Here is a 16,835-nt window from a genome sequence, read left to right on the forward strand (position 1 = left end):
GGGCGGCGCCGAGGCGCCAACCTATGCCCAGCTTTATTCGGGAGCATGGGTCCACCCCACATGTAGTGGGTGTCTGACTTAACCGGATAGGCACGGATATTACATTCAAGAGAATTCGAAATAACCAGTTTTTCGAAAAATCTGTCGCAAAAGGGATTATAAACCATTATGTTTTTAAATCAAAACAAGATTTTATTTTACGTTCGCAGAGGAGTACAAGCGGTGTATTCGCTCAGCAGGCCGATTACGAGAAGGCATATTATGACGGTAGGATTGACAAGATATTAGAAGAGCGCAACAAAACGGAAGACACAGTTCTGTTGCAGTATTGGAAAAATGTTGTTACCGAGGGGTTTAAGTTTGACGTCTTAAAGAAAAAGTTCGATGGAAGTTTTATTGAGCTGATTAGTCGAAACAAAGACTGTATTCAAAGTTCACTCAGTTTGTGGTCCAGAGATACAGAAATGGCCTGCGAATCTCGCGGCGCAGTCAATGGCAAAATTGATGGGACATTCAAGTTTCACACCGATCTCGACGATCCCGCATGGTGGCGGGTGGATTTAAATGATATAAATGGTATTTCCGAAGTGCGACTGTTTAACAGGCTTGACGATTCATCAACAATTGGACGTTCAGCCCGCCTCGCGATCGATATTGGCTTCACGCCGGATCACCTAATTGAAGTCTACCGCCGCGAAACCGATGAACCCTTCGGCGGCATCGATGGCAACCCCCTCATCTTCAAACCCACCATCCCCATCCCCGGCCGGTTCGTCCGCATCCGCCTGCTCACCCGCAACTACCTCCACCTCGATCAGGTCGAAGTCTACGGCGAACCTTTGCCCAATTTCCCCCAACCCGCACCAACCCTCGCCACCGCCGAGCAGCCATAACCCTCGTCCGAGTCGGAGCGCGGCCCCACCGTGCCGCGCGCCCACCATCCATCGTGCAGACGAACAAACCATAAACAAACCGCTTGCCCACCCCCCGCCCGTCGTGGTCTTCTCACCCCGTGACCGAGGATCAACCCCTACCCGAGCCCACGCCCATCCAACGCCTCGCGGCGATTCTCGATCTGCTGCTCGAATCCACCGCCCACGAATCCGTCCGCGCCCGCGTCGCCATCCCCCTCATGATCATGATGTGGGCGCGCGTCGACAGCCTGGCCCGCCGCTTCGTCAGCCTGTTCACCCGCAAGCAACCCCGCATCCCAACCCAGTACCCCAGCCTGCAAACCCCCAGGCCGCAAACCCGCCCCCGGCCACCCAAACCAACCCCGGTCCCGAAATTTTCCCGCCCGCTCGAACATTGTCCCCCCGGCGGCTACGGCTGGCTGATCGAAAACCTCCCCGGCCGGCGCACCGGCATCGCCATGGCGCGCGCCGAACTCGAACATCTCCTCACCGACCCCGCCATGCACGAACTCATCGCCGCAACACCCGCACTCGGCCGCATCCTCCGCCCGCTATGCTACGCCCTCGGCATCGAACGCCCCGAACAACTCGCCCGCCCCAAACCCGAAATCCCCCACAAACGCACCAAACCCAGGCGCCGGCCAGAACCCTACCCGCGCGGCCCCTACGCCGAAGGCGCGCTCCCACGCCCCACCCCCTTCGGCCCCGAAAACCGCTTCTGGCCGCCCTGGCTCAAACCAACAAAAATTACCGCCTGACCCCAACCCCGAATCACGCCCAAAACGTTACGATATCGTAACTAATCCGATGGCCGACCGGCCCGATGATACGGATGCCCCGCCAGAATGCACTGCGCCCGGTAAAGCTGCTCCGCCAGCAAAACCCGCGCCAGCATATGCGGCAAGGTCAGCCGCCCCAGCGACAACCGCGCCTCCGCCCGCGCCAAAACCGCCCCATCCAACCCCTCAGCCCCGCCGATCACAAAAGCAACCGCCCGCCCGGAATCCCGCCACCCCGCAAACATCGTGGCCAACCCAACACTATCCGGCATCGCGCCACCCTGATCGAGGGCCACGACAAAATCCCCAGCCCCGATTTTCGCCAATATCAACGCCGATTCGCGCCGCTTGATCTCAGCAGCGCTCCCCACGCCATCCGCCAGCGCCACCAACCCGAGCACCGGGTTCATCCGCTTCGCATAGCGCGCAAATAATTCGGCTTCCGGCCCGGAACTCTCCCGCCCGACCGCAATCACCCGCAGCCGGGACTCAGCCGCCCTCATCGATCACGGGTTCATCCAGGTCAGGGCCCCACATTTTTTCAAGCGCATACAGCGCCCGCGCTTCCGCCTTGAACAGATGCACCACAATATCCCCGGCATCCACCAGCACCCAGTCCGAGCCCGAAGCCCCCTCGGTCTGCACCCGCTTCACCCCAAGCTCGGCAAGTTTTTCGATCAGATGCGTCGCCATCGCCGCAATCTGGCGGTCCGCCAAACCCGTCGCAATCACCATCCGGTCGGCAAAACTCGCCCGCCCCGCCAGGTCAAGCGCCACGATCTCCTCAGCCTTGTCGTCTTCCAGACTGGTCACGATCGCAACCTGCATCCGCTCCAGCAGATCGGGCGATTTCTCGGCCGATTTCCGCACGCGCGGCTTCGGCCCGGCAATCACCGCCTTCTTGCGCGGCGATCCAGGCGCCTTCGGCACAATTTCAACCGGTGTAGGCGGCTTGCGCTTCGCCGCCGGCTTGCGCGGGGCGGCGGGGGACGTGGTCGTACGGGTCGGCGGGCGGGTTATGATCGGTCTCCTGATGAACGATTGCGCCGTAACGCACGCAATGCAGTGGCTGATAGCGGATTCTCACGCACTGGCAACCATGTCCACGCCGGCGGCCGCCGCAGCGCGAGCAACCGCGCACTCCCCCGAGCATGCCGCAGCCCATGCGCGGCCTTCCCCGCCAGCGCCGCCCGCGTCTCCCCGGGTCGCGGCAACACCGCAATCGGCACCGCCCGCACGATCGATCGCCACCGATCCCACCGCGGCAATTGCGCCAGATTATCCGCCCCCATCAACCAGACAAACCGCGCACAAGGAAACCGCCGCTTCAGTTCCGCCAGCGTATCAGCAGTATAGCGCGTCCCCAGCATCCCCTCGATCGACGTCGCCAAAACCCGTCGCCCATCCGCAATCGCCCGCGCCGAGCCCAGCCGCACCGCCATCGGCGCCATCCCGGCCTGCGGCTTCAACGGATTCCCCGGCGATACCAGCAACCACACCTGATCCAGCCCCAGCGCCCGCATCGCCGCCCGCGCCACATGCAAATGTCCCGCATGCGCCGGGTTGAAACTCCCCCCCAGCAACCCGATCCGCAACCGCCGCCGATCGCCAAATCGTGGCAGAGGCTCAGCAATCAGGGCCGCACCTGGCCGGTCCCGATCACCTGATACCGAAAACTCGTCAATTGCGCCGGCCCCACCGGCCCGCGCGCATGAATCCGCCCGGTCGCAATGCCAATCTCCGCCCCGAACCCGAATTCCCCACCATCGCAAAACTGCGTCGAGGCATTCCACAGCCCCACCGCACTATCGATCCCCGCCAGAAACGCCTGCGCGACATCAGCATTGTCTGTAATGATCGCATCGGTATGCGACGATCCATGACGCGCGATATGCGCGAGCGCCGCCTCCAACCCATCCACCACCGCAACCGACAGCACCGCATCGAGCCACTCGGTATCGAAATCCGCCGCCGCCATCGCCACAATCGCCCGCGCCCGCGCATCCCCCCGGCATTCGCAGCCCAGCGCCGCCAGATCCGCCACGATCACCGGCAGCAGCGCATCCGCAACCGCCGTATCAATCAGCAGCGTCTCGGTCGCACCGCACACCCCGGTCCGCCGCATCTTGGCATTGGCCAGCACCGCCCGCGCCATCGCGAAATCGGCCTCGGCATGAACATACGTATGATTAAGCCCCTCGGCATGCGCCAGAACCGGCACCAGCGCCTCGCGCTGCACACGCTCGACCAGCGATTTTCCACCGCGCGGGATGATCAGATCAATCACCCCCGTCGCCCTCAGCATCGCCGCAACAAACGCGCGATCCACCGTCGGCGCAATCTGCACACACGCCCCCGGCAGCCCGGCCGCCTCCAACCCCGCGCTGATCGCCTGATTGATCGCCCGTGCCGAATGCTGGCTGTCCGATCCGCCGCGCAAAATCACCGCATTGCCCGATTTCAGACAGATCGCGGCGGCATCGGCGCCCACGTTGGGCCGGCTCTCGTAAATCATCCCGATCACCCCGATCGGCTGCGCCACCCGCCGGATCACCAGCCCGTTCGGCCGCGTCCATTCCGCCAGAACCCCGGCCAGCGGATCGGGCAGATCCGCCACAATCTCCAACCCCGCCGCCATCGCCTCGATTCGCTCCGGCGTCAGGAGCAACCGGTCACGGAACGCCGCTGTGCCGGTATGCGCCGCCACATCCCGCGCATTCGCCGCCAGAATAATCTCGCCAAGTTCCCGCAACGCCGCCGCGCCCGCCCGCAACGCCGCATCGCGCTGCGCCGCCGGCGCCATCGCCAGCACCCGCCCCGCCGCACGCGCGGCAACGCCCTCGGTCTGCAACCATTGGTCGATGGGATTGATCGGCATGTCCATCACCAAGATTTGCGCCGACCATCGCCGCAAATCAACCGCCACCACACTGTGTCCCGCCAGCACCTTCCGGCGCGGCGGCGGACCGGCTATCCCAGTTCCATCGTGAACCGAGCGTCAGGAGTCCCGTGTCCTCAACCACCATCTCTGCCAAGCCGGTGACCACCACGCTACGCCTGATCGAGGCGGGCGATGCCGCGCGGTTTCACCTTTTGATCAACGATTGGGAAATCTGCCGCCTTCTGCCCGAAGCACCGTTTCCCTACCCGGCGCCCCTCGCGCGCGACTGGATTGACGCCGCCATGGCCGACCGCGCCGCCGGCCGCGCCTACCAGTTCGCCATCACCGATGAGCCAGGCACCGATGGCACCCAGGCCATGATCGGCTGCGCCGGCCTGCGGCTCGACAAATCGGGCGAGAACGCCGCCCTCGGCTACTGGGTCGCCCGGCGCGCCTGGGGCAGGGGGCATGGCCGGCAGGCGGTGCTGCATCTGCTCCGCTGGGGCTTCGCCGAGCTTGGCATGCACCGCGTGATCGCGACCGTGGCCGATGACAACGCCGCCTCGCTCGCCGTGCTCCGCCGCGCCGGCTTCACCGAAACCGGCACCGGTCATGAAAAATTCATCAGCCGCCCCGGCATCCGCCAGGCGGTGCGCCATTTCGCGATCACCCGCGAAGATATCGCCTTCCGCGACGCCGCACCCAAGCCCGCCGCGCCGGCCAACGATACGAAGCCCCTCCTGCTGGTCGCCGCGTGTGCTCTGATCGACAAGAGCGGCAAAATCCTGCTCGCCCGCCGCCCCGCCGGCAAAAAACTCGCCGGCCTCTGGGAGTTTCCCGGCGGCAAACTCGCGCCGGGCGAAACGCCCGAAGCCGCCCTGGTCCGCGAACTCGATGAAGAACTCGGCATCACCGTCCGCACGGCGGATGTCGCCCCCTTCGCCTTCGCCTCGCACGGCTACGAAACGTTCCATCTGATGATGCCGCTCTATCTCTGCCGCCGCTGGCAGGGCACACCGCAATCGCGCGAGGGCCAGGCCCTCGCCTGGGTCGATCCGACCCAACTCGAAGAATACCCGATGCCGCCGGCCGACCGGCCGCTGATCCCGCTCCTGCGCGATTTTCTCTGAGGACATCATGACCGCCAATAAAACCGCCGCCATCCTGATTATCGGCAACGAAATCCTCTCCGGCCGGACCCAGGACATCAACGTCAAATTCATCGCCACCCGCCTCGCCGCGATCGGCCACAAGCTCGAGGAGGTGCGCGTCGTGCCGGATATCCCCGAACGCATCATCCGCGCCGTCAACGAACTGCGCGCCGCCTACGACAATCTGTTCACCACCGGCGGCATCGGGCCGACGCATGACGATATCACCTCCGAATGCATCGCCGCCGCCTTCGGCGTGCCCTGGGAAAAACACCAGCCGACCTGGGATGCGATGGAGAAGCACCTCGGCGCCGAGAACTTCAACGAGGCCCGTCAGCGCATGGCCACTCTGCCGCGCGGCGCCGTTCCCATCCCGACCGCGATGACCATCGCGCCCGGATTCTCGATCGGCAATGTCCATGTCATGGCCGGCGTGCCGCGCATCATGCAATCGATGTTCACCGGCCTCGAACCCAGCCTCGGCCAGGGTACGCCGATCGCGATGCGCGCGGTCCATGGCATCGGCGTCAAGGAAGGCAGCATCGCCGCCGGGCTCAGCGCCATCCAGAACCGCTACCCCATGCTCGATCTCGGCAGCTACCCGTTCTACCGCGAAACCGGCGGCGGCGTGGCAATCGTCGCGAAGGGCACCGATGAGACAGCGTTGGATGCCGCGATCACCGAAGCCGAAAGCCTGATCGCATCGCAGGATATCACGGCGATCAAAGGCGAGCCGCCGGTTTAGCCAAGCCGGCGTCCCGCCCGAACCGGCCGATCAGCCGTGCCGCATGCCGATCACTTCGATGAAGAACGTAATGATCAGCACCGCCAGCACCACGATCGAAACGGTCCAGCGCATCGCCAGATAATTCGAAGCCACAAGGTCGCGGCCGCGCCCGATCGTCTCGCCGATGATGGTGGCAAAAAATCCGGCGATCAGCATCGCGATCGCCGCGCGCGGGGCGGCCGCCAGTGTCAGGATCAGCAGCGCGGCCCAGGCGATCAGGGCAGGCGCGATGCCGAAGCTCAGGCGCTGGTGATTGAGCCGCGGGTCGATCACCACCCCGCCCGGCTCGAGCGCGAACCCCCAATGCACCGCGCCCAGAAAACTGAGGATGCAGGCGCCATAATCGATCATCACCACCGTCGCCGCTGGTGCGTTGGTCGGCTGGGTAATGATCACGGCAAGACAGGCCAGAAACGGTACGGCGCCGGCAGCGGTGAGCAGGACGGCGGTGGTAAAGGGCGATCGGTTCATGCCCGCTTATGTCATGAAATCGAGGCCAATATCCAGCACCCGCGCACTATGGGTCAGCCAGCCCGCGGAAATCAGATCGACACCGGTTTCGGCGATGGCCGGCGCAGTGTCGGGCGTGATGCGGCCCGAAGCCTCGGTGATCGCACGGGCTTTGGCGAGCCCGACGGCGATGCGCAGATCATCGAGGCTCATATTGTCGAGCAACACGGCGTCGGCCCCGGCATCGAGCGCCTCGCGCAGTTGCTCGAGCGTATCGACCTCACATTCGATCTTGACCAGATGCCCGGCGGCGCCCCGCGCGCGGCCGATGGCGATGCCGACGCCGCCGGCAATCGCGATGTGATTATCCTTGATCAGAATCGCATCATCGAGCCCGAACCGATGATTGGCGCCGCCGCCGCAGCGCACCGCGTATTTCTGCAGCGCCCGCATCGTCGGGATGGTCTTGCGCGTGCAGGTGATTTTCGCATGCGTATGCGCGATCGATCGGGCAATACCATGGGTCGCGGTGGCGACGCCCGACAATTGACCCAGAAAATTCAGCGCCACCCGCTCACCGGCCAGGATGGCCCGCGCCTTGCCTTCGAGCGTCGCAATCGTCTCGCCGGGTTGTACCTGACTGCCATCCGGCACCAAAATATCGAGCACCAGGGCAGGGTCGAGCAAGGCAAAGGCGATCGCCGCGCAATCAAGCCCCGCTATGGTGCCGGGTTCGCGTGCCACGAACGCGACGCTTGTGACGGCATCCGCGGGAATCACCGCATCGGCGGTGATATCCCCGGCACGGCCCAGATCTTCGAGCAGGGCAGCGCGGACCAGCGGTTCAATCAGCAGTCGCGGCAACGGGCTCATGCGGCGCGTCCGACATGGATGCCGGTATCGATCAGCGTGGCAGCCCGCGAAAGAGCCTGCCGCATGGTGATGCTGGAGTGAAGTGCCTGGGCGGATGGCGCGGCATGATCGGTCCGGCAATGCGCGCCGCGGCTCTCGGTACGATCGATCGCGCAAACCGCGGTCATCAGCGCGATCAGCGCGGCATCGCTGCCGCCGGCGAGCGGCAGGAGCCGTGCAATCATCGTGGCCAGCCCCGCATGATCACGCAGAACGCCGAGATGACGGCTGACCAGATCACTGATCAGCTCAGAATCATTCGAACGTGGTTCAGGGGCGCGGGGCCAGATATGATCGGGCGCGGCCGTCACCATCGTCATGGCACGCCCGGCATCCTGACCGGTGACGAAGGCTTCCAGCAGCGAATTGCTCGCCAGGCGGTTGGCACCATGTAGCCCGGTGCAGGCGGCCTCACCGGCGGCGAACAACCGGCCGATGCTGGTCCGCCCGGCCGCATCCACCGCGATGCCGCCCATATGATAATGCGCAACCGGGCAAACTGGAATCGGCTGCACCGCGGGATCGATGCCGGAGGCTTTGCAGGCTGCATCGATCGTCGGGAAGCGCGCGGCAAAATCCGAAATTCCGGTAGCATCGAGCAACACGCTATGATTCAGGCCGAGATGGCGGAACACCGCGCGCGAAACCGCATCGCGCGGTGCGAGTTCGTCGGTGAATCGCGCACCGGTCTCATCGATCAGCCGTGCGCCTTCACCCCGCACGGCCTCGGAGATCAGCGGCATCGGGGTCAATCCGGTATTCAGACCGGTAGGGTGAAATTGGATGAATTCCAGATCGCGCAACACGGCACCGGCGCGCGCTGCTACTGCAAGTCCGCTGCCGGTAGCGCCGGCCGGGTTGCTACTGTGGCGATAGAGCGCGCCGATGCCACCGGTGGCGATCAGAACGGCATCGCTCGGCAAATAGCTCGGCGTATCGTCGCGGTCGATCCACAGCCCGGCAACCACGCCGTTCGGAGCATGCAAATCGCGCACGATGGTGCGCTCGATAACCCTAACATGCGATGCCGCACGCACCGCAGTGGCCAACGCCTGCGTGATCGCCAGCCCGGTACGGTCGCGCACATGCACGATGCGGCGTCGCGTGTGTGCGGCCTCCAATCCGAGCCCCTCACGGCTTACGGCGACCGGATCGCACAGACCATCGCCGGCCGCGATCGTATCGGCACTGTGCAGGGCAGGGGAGTCGTCAGCCCCGATCGCGGCGGCGATGCCGCCCTGCGACCACAGGCTGGCGGCGCCGTGATCAAGCGTGCCGGATGTGATCAGCGTGACCGGTTCAGGCGCCATCGCAAGCGCGGCGGCCAGCCCGGCAATGCCTGCGCCAATGATGTGTTTCATGGGATGTCCAGCATCCGCTCGACCGAGACCCGCGCGCGGGCTGCCAATGCCGGGTCGATCACCACCTGCTCGGTCATGGTTTCAAGCGCATGGCGGATATTGCCGAGCGTGATCCGCTTCATATGCGGGCAGAGGTTACAGGGTTTGACGAATTGCGTGGCCGGATTGGCGGCGGCGATATTGTCGGCCATCGAGCATTCGGTAATCAGTACCACCCGCGCGGGCCGATACCGCGCGACGTAATCGGCCAGCGCCGCGGTCGAGCCGGCGAAATCCGAAGCGTTGACGACCTCTTCGGGACATTCCGGATGGGCCAGTACCGTCACGTCCGGAAACTGGGCGCGGACTTGGGCGATATCGTGCGCCGTGAATCGCTCATGCACTTCGCAGGCGCCATCCCATGCGATGATCTTCACCTTGGTTTCGCGCGCCGTGTTCCCTGCCAGAAAGCGGTCCGGCAGCATGATCACGGTATCGGTGCCCGCCCGCGCCGCAGCGTGCTCCACGACCTTCCGCGCGTTGGCCGAGGTACAGCAGTAATCGACCTCGGCTTTGACCGCGGCCGAGGTATTCACATAGGCGATCAGCGGTATCCCAGGATGCTGCTCGCGCAGCTTGCGGACATCTGCTGCTGTGATGCTCTCGGCCAGAGAACAACCGGCGCGGCTGTCCGGAATGAGCACGGTTTTGGTGGGGTTCAGGATTTTTGCGGTCTCGGCCATGAAATGCACGCCGGCCACGACGATCACCGAAGCACTGGTCATCATCGCTTCACGCGCGAGCGCCAGGCTGTCACCCACGATATCGGCGACGCCGTGGTAAATCTCGGGGGTCTGGTAGTTATGAGCAAGAATGATCGCGTCGCGCTCGCGCTTGAGCGCGCGGATCGCGGAGATGTCTTCATGCATCAACACCCATTCGCCAGGCGGCACATGCTGCGCCAGCTTGGCATAAACGGGGTCGGCGAGGGCGTCCATCATGATGGTCACTGGATGATCCTTATACTCGAATTGAGTATATTTATGGCCGAAATTGCACGATCTGGATCGTGCTATACCCCAATAATATTAAAGCTGAGTATATTCAGGTCAAGGCCGCGCGAGCGGCAGCCTGGTTCCGGCCTGGGCGCGCTCGGCGCGGATCGCAGCGCTGAACCGATATAATTTGGCGGGGCGGCCCGGGCCGGTTGCCAATGTTCCGGTCTCTTCCAGGAGAGTCTGGCCTTCGATCAGGCGGCGGAAATTGCCCTTATGCAGCGTATGCCCTGCCAAAGCCTCGATGCAGCGTTGCAGATCGAGCAGGGTGAACTGATCGGGCAGCAGTTCGAACACGACCGGCCGATATTTGATCGTAGCGCGCAACCGGCTGATCGCGGTCGCCAGAATCCGGCGATGATCGGCGGTCATCGCGATCCCTGGTGCGAAATCGCCATGCACCGGCCGGCCGTCCCGCGCCGCTTCACGCACCAGCCCGGCCTCGTAGAGCAATTCATAGCGCGATAGGGCCAGATCCTCGTTCCACGGTGCGCCGTCGAGCGCGAAGCAGCGCGCGGCGCGGGACTGCCGGTCGGCCGCATCGTCTACCCAGCGTGTCAGGCCGGGCTTGATGGTGGACTCAACCAAAATGGCCGGCGCGCGGCGATCCTCCCACGGGAAATACCGATACCAATCCTGCCAGGATACCTGCCCGCCGAGTTTCGTGCGGGTTTCGCGGGTCAGGCCCAGATACGAGATGGAAATACTCCGCCCGGCCCGGCTGCGATCGGGGTCGGCGAACGTGTAGAGTTGCTCGATATGGCCCAGCGTATGGCCGGTCTGGCGTTCGACCCAGTTGCGCAACCCCGCCTGGAGCGAGCGGTGGCCGGATTCCAGCGGGCCGGCGGGCAGGGCGGTGCCATCGCTCAGCGTCAGAACCCTTGGTGCGCCGTCGGAGACGGCAACGATAACGGCGATCAGTTCGGCATGGATCGGCTGCGCGCCACTCAAGGCTTCATGATCCGGTAGGCGAGTTGGGCGGTCAGGCTGCGGGGGGCGAAGCGCGTGCCGAATGCCATGGCGTTGTTCACAGCACCGCTGATCACCGTCGCGCGGCCTTTGGCCAGAGCATCGAGCCCGATGCGGGCGACATCTGCGCTGCCCATGGCGTTCCGCTCGATCAGGGGCGATTTGGTCTGGGCGGCGACCTCGAAAAACTCCGTCCTGGTGGTGCCGGGGCAGAGCACCGTGGTCGTCACGCCGCTGGGGGCGAGTTCCACATTGAGCGCGCCGCCGAACGACAGGACATACGCTTTGGTCGCGGCATAGACGGCATAGAGCGGCACCGGCTGGAACCCGGCGGTCGAGGCGACTAGCATGATCCGCCCCCAGCCACGCGCGGCCATGGCAGGTGCGAACAAGCGGGTCAGATGGGTCAGCGATGTGATGTTGACCGCGATCATCCGCTCGATCTTGTCGTACTCGGTTTCGGTGAAACGGCCGAACGCGCCGAGCCCGGCGTTGTTGATCAGGATATCGGTTTCAGGAAACCGTGCGGCAAGCGCGCTGCTCGCTTGCGGATCGGCCAGATCAGCCGGCGCGGTCTCCACATCGACGCCGAACAGCCGGCATTCTGTCGCAAGCGTCTCCAGCCGGTCGGCGCGGCGGGCGACCAGCACCAGATCGGCGCCGCGCTGGGCGAGTTGACGGGCGATATCGGCGCCGATCCCGCTGGAAGCGCCGGTCACCAGGGCACGGCGGCCGCGAAACTGCTCGGTCATTGATCGTTCTCCGTGAAGCCGTCATGATGGCAGGCCGGCACGATCCGTGCAATTTTACAGCACGATCCGCGCAATGCGACGACGCGGGCCGGGCCGATCGACGATGAAAAAGGAAATGCGATGAAAAAATTGATGTGTGCGGGTTTGACGATGGCGGCCCTCACGGTGGTCGGCCTGCCGGCCGCACGAGCCGCAACCTCGGAAACCGCACTGGCGACGACCGACATGAAACAAATGCTCGGCGCCATCGCCCATCCCGACTACAGCGCCTTCGTGGCACCGGCGTCCGATGGATTCAAAGCCAGCGTGGATTCCAAGAAGTTCGGAGCCCAGGCGCAGATCATCGACTCCAAGATCCCGCTGGCGCAACCCTACAGCGTCAAATTCATCACGACCCAGAAAGTCGGCCAGTTCATCAACTATATTTTCGAAGTGACCCTGCACAACGGCGATCAGGTGCTGACCAGCCTCAATCTCGACGCTGGCAAGGTCGCCGGTTTTCACCTGCTCTGACCGTTCGAAGCAGCGGCGGCTTATCGGCCGCCCGGCACCCACAGAATATCACCCTTGCCGCCGTCATTGAGCAGGCGGGCGAGGATGAACATAACGTCCGATACCCGGTTCATGTACGGGATCAGAACCGGCGAGATCGCCTCGGCGGCGGCGAGTGCGACGAGGTCGCGTTCGGCGCGCCGGGCAATCGTGCGGGCCAGATGCGCGCGGGCGGCCGCTTCGGTGCCGCCGGGTAGCACGAAGCTGCGCAGCGGCTCGATCGTCTCATTGAGGGTTTTCGCGGCATCCTCTAGCTTGATCAGATAATCTTCGCTGAGTGGCGGACCGCGGCGCGTGGGGCCGGGCGTCGCAAGATCGGCGCCGAGATCGAACAGATCGTTCTGGATTTGCGCCAGCAGATGATCGATGGCGGGATGATCGGCGCAGACCACGCGCAATGATCCGATGGCCGTGTTGGTTTCGTCCAGTGCGCCGAGCACCTGGATGCGTGGATGGTGTTTCGGCAGGCGTGAACCATCGGCGAGCGAGGTTTCGCCGCCATCGCCGCCACGGGTCACGATACGATCGAGTCGAAGCATGGTCCTTCAGTTCCTTCTGCGGCCCCTGGTCAAACGACCAGGATGCCCTGATGTTTTGCCTTGTGATCGGGTTCGACATGAATAGTGATGATGACGCCGGGCATCTCATCCTTCAGTGCCGCTTCGATCCGATCGCATATGGTGTGGGATTCCGCGACGGACATGTCTCCCGGCACGACAAGATGAAATTCAAGAAAGCTGGAGCGACCGGCCTGGCGCATCCGCATGTCGTGCGCCTCGATCGCGCCGACCGCATGGGTGCCGACCAGGCTGCGGATGCGCGCCACGATATCCGGCGGCGGCGCGCGGTCGAGCAGCAGGCTGAGCGAGCGCATGATGGTGCGCCCGCCAATCACCGCGATCTGGATGGCAATCGCAATCGCGATCAGCGGATCGAGAATCGGCAGGCGCGCCAGCACGGCGAGCGTCAGGCCGGCGATAATGCCGACCGTGGTGATCGCATCGGCCACCAGATGCGCCTGATCCGCAGCGAGGGCCGGGAAGCGTTTTGTCGCGCCAGAACGGCTGAGTACCAGCGCCCACAGCGCGTTGATCACCCCGCCGCTGGCATTCAGCGCGAGCCCAAGCCACGGGCTCGCCGGCAGATGCGGTGCCAGGATGGTCTTGACCGCGGTCTCGAGGATTAGCACCGCGGCAAACACGATCAGCCCACCCTCGGCCACGGCGCTGAGCAGCTCGGCCTTGGCGTGGCCATAAGGATGCTCGAAATCGGCCGGTTTGGCGGCGGTTTGCAGCGCAAAAATCACCATCAGCGCGGCGAACACGTTCACCAGGGATTCCAGCGCATCGGAATACAGCGCCGCCGATCCGCTGACCTGCCAGGCAGCGGCTTTGACGGCCAGGGCCAGGATGCCGATCATCAGGCTGCCGGCGGCGAAACGTAACGGTGCGGTCATCCTCTGTCGCGTGTCCTCGTGTTGCGCGCCACTGCATACCCCAGAGCGGCGGGTGAATGCACGCCAGATTGCAGGGGAATCAGCCCTCGCCCCCTTTAGGACGTGGCCGGTCCGGCGCGGCGCGGTTGGTCTCTCCGATCAGCGGCAGCCAGACATGGCAGGTGGTCCCTTCGCCCTCGACACTTTCGATGGTCAGGCGGCCGCGGTGGCGTGACACCACATGCTTGACGATCGCAAGGCCAAGCCCGGTTCCGCCGATCGCGCGCGAGCGCCCTTTGTCCGCCCGGTAGAAACGCTCGGTCAGGCGCGGCAGGTGCTCGCGCGCGATGCCTGGACCGTCATCGGCGACGCTGATCAGAATGCCGGGTGCCGCGTATTGCGGCGTCGGCGTCACAACCGTGGTCAAGGTCACCGCGCCGCCACCCTTGCCGTGCTTGAGGGCGCTGTATTTCACGGCATTGTCGATCAGGTTGCCGAACACCTGGGTCAACTGCCCGGCGTCGCCGCGAATGCTGGGCATTTCATCCATCAGATCGAGTTTTATGCTGGTGCGGCCATCCCGCAGGATCGGCTCCATGAACGCCGCGACCTGGCGCAGCAGCGGCACGATATCGACCATCTCGGCCGGGGGCTGATGTTCGGTCATCTCGATGCGCGACAGGCTGAGCAGATCCGCGATGATCCGCTGCATCCGTGCCGCCTGCTCGCCCATGATCGTGAGAAAGCGCGGCAGCGCCTCGGCATCGCCCAGCGCGGGTCCCTGCAATGTTTCGATAAATCCGATCAGGCTGGTCAGCGGCGTGCGCAACTCGTGGCTCGCGTTAGCTACGAAATCGGCCCGCATCCGCTCCAGGCCGCGCTCACGGGTACGGTCGGTCAAAAGCAAATACAGCGGTGCCGATCGATCGCTCGAATCGGTGCGGATCACGGTTGCATCGAGATCGCGCGGAATCGGTGCTGCAAGGCTGACCGTGGTGCGAATCGGCTCGTTGGTTCCCTCGGCGGCCTGTAATGCGGTGCGCAGGGCAGGGTGGCGCAGCAGCGCCGATTCCTCGGTGCCATAGGCATTGGCCGCTGCGGGATTGCGCCACACCACGCGGCGCATGCCGGGCGGCCCCTCGAACTGGAACAGCGCATCCGGCAGGCGTTCGAGCAGCGACTGGCTGGTGCTGGCGTCAGTTGCGATCGTTTGGCGCGAGCGGCGTTCGGCATCGATCGTCTGGCGTGCCCGCTCGGCGAGCTGGGCAAGTCCGGGCGTGACGAGGTGGAAATCGCCCCCCGATTCGCCGGCCAGGCTGGCACCGAATCGGCGCAGGTCGCGCGCCAAAATCGCGCCGGCACCGATCGACCAGACCATGCAGCCGAACAGGCAGAGCAACCCCTCCCAGGGTCGCAGCGTCCCGGTCGCGATCACGATGATCAAAGCGATAAACGGCGGAAAGCCGAGCCAGGCGGCAATCGTCGCGATCGGGCGGTTCACTGATATTGCCGGGGGATCAGCTGGTTGGTGGCGCGGCGGCGGCGGGCGGCGGCGGCAGGTCGGATGGTGCCGGTGAGACGATTTGCGGACCGCCCGGCTCCACCTTGAACACCGCGAGCCCACGCTGGACATGACCGTCCGCATCGAGGCGGAAGACGCCGTCGGTCCCTGAAAAGCCGGTCGGGTTGGTCAGAGTCTCGGCCGTGAAGCCGCCTTCGCGCGCGGCCAGAACCGCGATGGCGCCGGCATCGAATGCGACATTATCAACGCTCGACGGCGGCGGATTGCCATAAACCGACTGGAATTTCTGTTGGAATCCGACGCCCAGCGAAGGGTCGGGCGCCGCGTACAGCGCGCCGCGGAGCGAATCATGGCTGGCCATCGCCGTTGCATCGCGCGCCCAGAGTGCCGGGCCGAGCAATTGGATCTGCGGCGGGGCAGCCTCGTAATAGGGCAGCAGCGTGCCGATTTCCGCCAACTGCTCACCCGTCGCGCCGACCAGCAGCGCATCGAACGGCGGCGGCGGAATCGGCTGGCGCTCCAGCTTGGCGGCGGCGATGCGCCCGGCTTCGTTGTCCTGGGCGCGCGCGGCGCGGATACGCGCCTCGATTCCCGCGCCGCGGCTGTCGAAGTCGGAAACGCTGCGCACCGTCTGGGTCAGGCTGGAAAACGATGACCCGAAATAGCTGATCTGCGGCGATGGTTCCCCAAGCTGTTGCGCCTGCGCCTGCAAGGCGCTGCCCATCAGCCGACCATAAGCGTTTTCCGGCAGGATCGCGGCCGTGCGGGTACGTCCGTGATCGGCGGCGTAGGATACAACCCGGCGAACCTGCTGCCCCGGTGAAACACCGAGCGGCCAGACGCCGGGGGCCGCGACCGTTTCGTCATTGGTGAACGCCAGCACATTGACGTTGGCTGCATGGGCGATCGGTGCAACGGCCTGGGTATCGTTTTTGGTCAGCGGCCCGAGAATCAATCCATCGCCGGCCGCGATTGCAGCCTGTGCGGCGGCGGCGGCACCCTGCGGCGTGCCGCCGGTGTCGCGCACATCGAGCGCCGGCGCACCCGGTGCCGTGAAAGCAAGCTTGACCGATTGTTCGATCGACTGGCCGATGGCGGCCAGCGGCCCCGACAAAGGCACCAGCAACGCGACAGGGCCGGACGTCCGCCCGCTGTCAGGCGCGGCCGGCGGCGGCGCAATGCCCGTTGCAGGGGTGACGCCGGGCAGGGTGGGGGCGGGTTCGGTACAGGATGACAGAAGCAGAGATGTCGCGGCTACTGTTGCCAGGGTGAGCCTCAGAGGCGTTAATGCGCGGTGTGACATCTGAAGCTCCTATTCATTCGACCGAGTCCGTTG

19 protein-coding genes are annotated in these 16,835 nt (G+C 64.7%); 5 read left to right on the forward strand and 14 right to left on the reverse strand.

Annotated features, from left to right (window positions below; translation table 11 throughout):
* Nucleotides 1-320 precede the first annotated feature (320 nt).
* Complete coding sequence (locus B7X49_RS08590; protein WP_286839001.1) at nucleotides 321-893, forward strand: hypothetical protein; 573 nt, start codon at nucleotides 321-323, stop codon at nucleotides 891-893.
* 119 nt (nucleotides 894-1,012) lie between these two features.
* Nucleotides 1,013-1,672 carry a hypothetical protein gene (locus B7X49_RS08595; RefSeq protein WP_286702285.1) on the forward strand — a complete coding sequence of 220 codons (660 nt, stop codon included), beginning with the start codon at nucleotides 1,013-1,015 and terminating at the stop codon, nucleotides 1,670-1,672.
* Between the two features lie 41 nt (nucleotides 1,673-1,713).
* Here B7X49_RS08595 and B7X49_RS08600 read toward each other — a convergent pair whose 3' ends face one another.
* From B7X49_RS08600 to B7X49_RS08615, 4 genes are all read right to left on the reverse strand, one after another.
* Complete coding sequence (locus B7X49_RS08600; protein ID WP_286702284.1) at nucleotides 1,714-2,196, reverse strand: 23S rRNA (pseudouridine(1915)-N(3))-methyltransferase RlmH; 483 nt, start codon at nucleotides 2,194-2,196, stop codon at nucleotides 1,714-1,716.
* Entirely contained in the window at nucleotides 2,183-2,623 is a 441-nt protein-coding gene (gene rsfS, locus B7X49_RS08605; protein ID WP_286702283.1) for a ribosome silencing factor, read from the reverse strand. The genes B7X49_RS08600 and rsfS overlap by 14 nt, the downstream gene beginning before the upstream one ends.
* Nucleotides 2,624-2,709: 86 nt before the next feature.
* Complete coding sequence (locus tag B7X49_RS08610) at nucleotides 2,710-3,327, reverse strand: nicotinate-nucleotide adenylyltransferase (protein ID WP_286702423.1); 618 nt, start codon at nucleotides 3,325-3,327, stop codon at nucleotides 2,710-2,712.
* On the reverse strand, nucleotides 3,327-4,577 hold the full coding sequence (locus B7X49_RS08615; protein WP_286839002.1) for a glutamate-5-semialdehyde dehydrogenase: 1,251 nt from the start codon (nucleotides 4,575-4,577) through the stop codon (nucleotides 3,327-3,329). Before B7X49_RS08615 ends, B7X49_RS08610 begins: the two co-directional genes overlap by 1 nt.
* Nucleotides 4,578-4,702: 125 nt before the next feature.
* Between B7X49_RS08615 and mutT the strand changes: the two genes are divergently transcribed.
* The gene (mutT, locus tag B7X49_RS08620; RefSeq protein ID WP_286702281.1) at nucleotides 4,703-5,704 is read left to right on the forward strand and encodes an 8-oxo-dGTP diphosphatase MutT; all 1,002 of its coding nucleotides are present in this window, start codon (nucleotides 4,703-4,705) and stop codon (nucleotides 5,702-5,704) included.
* Nucleotides 5,705-5,711: 7 nt separating this feature from the next.
* Entirely contained in the window at nucleotides 5,712-6,470 is a 759-nt protein-coding gene (locus tag B7X49_RS08625; protein ID WP_286702280.1) for a molybdopterin-binding protein, read from the forward strand.
* A 30-nt stretch (nucleotides 6,471-6,500) separates the two neighbouring features.
* Here B7X49_RS08625 and B7X49_RS08630 read toward each other — a convergent pair whose 3' ends face one another.
* The 6 genes from B7X49_RS08630 to B7X49_RS08655 form a co-directional block, all read right to left on the reverse strand.
* Nucleotides 6,501-6,983: a DUF3429 domain-containing protein gene (locus tag B7X49_RS08630; protein ID WP_286702279.1), complete on the reverse strand. Its 483-nt coding sequence runs from the start codon at nucleotides 6,981-6,983 to the stop codon at nucleotides 6,501-6,503.
* A gap of 6 nt (nucleotides 6,984-6,989) precedes the next feature.
* Nucleotides 6,990-7,835, reverse strand: coding sequence for a carboxylating nicotinate-nucleotide diphosphorylase (nadC, locus tag B7X49_RS08635; RefSeq protein ID WP_286702278.1), 846 nt, complete (start codon nucleotides 7,833-7,835; stop codon nucleotides 6,990-6,992).
* Nucleotides 7,832-9,235, reverse strand: a complete 1,404-nt coding sequence (locus tag B7X49_RS08640) for an FAD-binding protein (RefSeq protein WP_286839006.1) — start codon at nucleotides 9,233-9,235, stop codon at nucleotides 7,832-7,834. Before B7X49_RS08640 ends, nadC begins: the two co-directional genes overlap by 4 nt.
* The gene (gene nadA, locus B7X49_RS08645; protein WP_324502945.1) at nucleotides 9,232-10,215 is read right to left on the reverse strand and encodes a quinolinate synthase NadA; all 984 of its coding nucleotides are present in this window, start codon (nucleotides 10,213-10,215) and stop codon (nucleotides 9,232-9,234) included. Before nadA ends, B7X49_RS08640 begins: the two co-directional genes overlap by 4 nt.
* A 108-nt stretch (nucleotides 10,216-10,323) precedes the next feature.
* Nucleotides 10,324-11,220, reverse strand: a complete 897-nt coding sequence (locus B7X49_RS08650) for an NrtR DNA-binding winged helix domain-containing protein (RefSeq protein WP_286702276.1) — start codon at nucleotides 11,218-11,220, stop codon at nucleotides 10,324-10,326.
* Nucleotides 11,217-11,990 (reverse strand): SDR family oxidoreductase, encoded by a 774-nt coding sequence (locus B7X49_RS08655; RefSeq protein WP_286702275.1) that lies wholly within the window; start codon nucleotides 11,988-11,990, stop codon nucleotides 11,217-11,219. The genes B7X49_RS08650 and B7X49_RS08655 overlap by 4 nt, the downstream gene beginning before the upstream one ends.
* A 120-nt stretch (nucleotides 11,991-12,110) precedes the next feature.
* On the opposite strand from B7X49_RS08655, the gene B7X49_RS08660 reads away from it, so the two are divergent.
* The gene (locus B7X49_RS08660; RefSeq protein ID WP_286702274.1) at nucleotides 12,111-12,503 is read left to right on the forward strand and encodes a hypothetical protein; all 393 of its coding nucleotides are present in this window, start codon (nucleotides 12,111-12,113) and stop codon (nucleotides 12,501-12,503) included.
* 20 nt (nucleotides 12,504-12,523) lie between these two features.
* Here B7X49_RS08660 and B7X49_RS08665 read toward each other — a convergent pair whose 3' ends face one another.
* The 4 genes from B7X49_RS08665 to B7X49_RS08680 all read right to left on the reverse strand — a co-directional run bounded on the left by B7X49_RS08665 (nucleotide 12,524) and on the right by B7X49_RS08680 (nucleotide 16,802).
* On the reverse strand, nucleotides 12,524-13,081 hold the full coding sequence (locus tag B7X49_RS08665; RefSeq protein ID WP_286702273.1) for a cob(I)yrinic acid a,c-diamide adenosyltransferase: 558 nt from the start codon (nucleotides 13,079-13,081) through the stop codon (nucleotides 12,524-12,526).
* A gap of 29 nt (nucleotides 13,082-13,110) precedes the next feature.
* A complete protein-coding gene (locus B7X49_RS08670; protein WP_286702272.1) occupies nucleotides 13,111-13,998 on the reverse strand; it encodes a cation diffusion facilitator family transporter in 888 nt (295 codons plus the stop codon).
* A gap of 79 nt (nucleotides 13,999-14,077) precedes the next feature.
* Nucleotides 14,078-15,478 carry a cell wall metabolism sensor histidine kinase WalK gene (locus B7X49_RS08675; protein ID WP_286702271.1) on the reverse strand — a complete coding sequence of 467 codons (1,401 nt, stop codon included), beginning with the start codon at nucleotides 15,476-15,478 and terminating at the stop codon, nucleotides 14,078-14,080.
* 16 nt (nucleotides 15,479-15,494) lie between these two features.
* Nucleotides 15,495-16,802, reverse strand: coding sequence for a penicillin-binding protein activator (locus tag B7X49_RS08680; protein ID WP_286702270.1), 1,308 nt, complete (start codon nucleotides 16,800-16,802; stop codon nucleotides 15,495-15,497).
* Nucleotides 16,803-16,835: the final 33 nt, after the last annotated feature.

It is taken from the genome of Acidiphilium sp. 34-64-41, from assembly GCF_002282635.1.
Classification (GTDB): domain Bacteria; phylum Pseudomonadota; class Alphaproteobacteria; order Acetobacterales; family Acetobacteraceae; genus Acidiphilium; species Acidiphilium rubrum.

Excerpts from the sequence above, each read along its gene's own strand:
- B7X49_RS08600 (WP_286702284.1), bottom strand. The coding sequence starts at position 2,196 with ATGAGGGCGGCTGAGTCCCGGCTGCGGGTGATTGCGGTCGGGCGGGAG.
- B7X49_RS08615 (WP_286839002.1), bottom strand. The coding sequence starts at position 4,577 with ATGGACATGCCGATCAATCCCATCGACCAATGGTTGCAGACCGAGGGC.
- B7X49_RS08625 (WP_286702280.1), top strand. The coding sequence starts at position 5,712 with ATGACCGCCAATAAAACCGCCGCCATCCTGATTATCGGCAACGAAATC.
- B7X49_RS08630 (WP_286702279.1), bottom strand. The coding sequence starts at position 6,983 with ATGAACCGATCGCCCTTTACCACCGCCGTCCTGCTCACCGCTGCCGGC.
- nadC (WP_286702278.1), bottom strand. The coding sequence starts at position 7,835 with ATGAGCCCGTTGCCGCGACTGCTGATTGAACCGCTGGTCCGCGCTGCC.
- B7X49_RS08640 (WP_286839006.1), bottom strand. The coding sequence starts at position 9,235 with ATGAAACACATCATTGGCGCAGGCATTGCCGGGCTGGCCGCCGCGCTT.
- nadA (WP_324502945.1), bottom strand. The coding sequence starts at position 10,215 with ATGATGGACGCCCTCGCCGACCCCGTTTATGCCAAGCTGGCGCAGCAT.
- B7X49_RS08655 (WP_286702275.1), bottom strand. The coding sequence starts at position 11,990 with ATGACCGAGCAGTTTCGCGGCCGCCGTGCCCTGGTGACCGGCGCTTCC.
- B7X49_RS08660 (WP_286702274.1), top strand. The coding sequence starts at position 12,111 with ATGAAAAAATTGATGTGTGCGGGTTTGACGATGGCGGCCCTCACGGTG.
- B7X49_RS08665 (WP_286702273.1), bottom strand. The coding sequence starts at position 13,081 with ATGCTTCGACTCGATCGTATCGTGACCCGTGGCGGCGATGGCGGCGAA.
- B7X49_RS08670 (WP_286702272.1), bottom strand. The coding sequence starts at position 13,998 with ATGACCGCACCGTTACGTTTCGCCGCCGGCAGCCTGATGATCGGCATC.
- B7X49_RS08680 (WP_286702270.1), bottom strand. The coding sequence starts at position 16,802 with ATGTCACACCGCGCATTAACGCCTCTGAGGCTCACCCTGGCAACAGTA.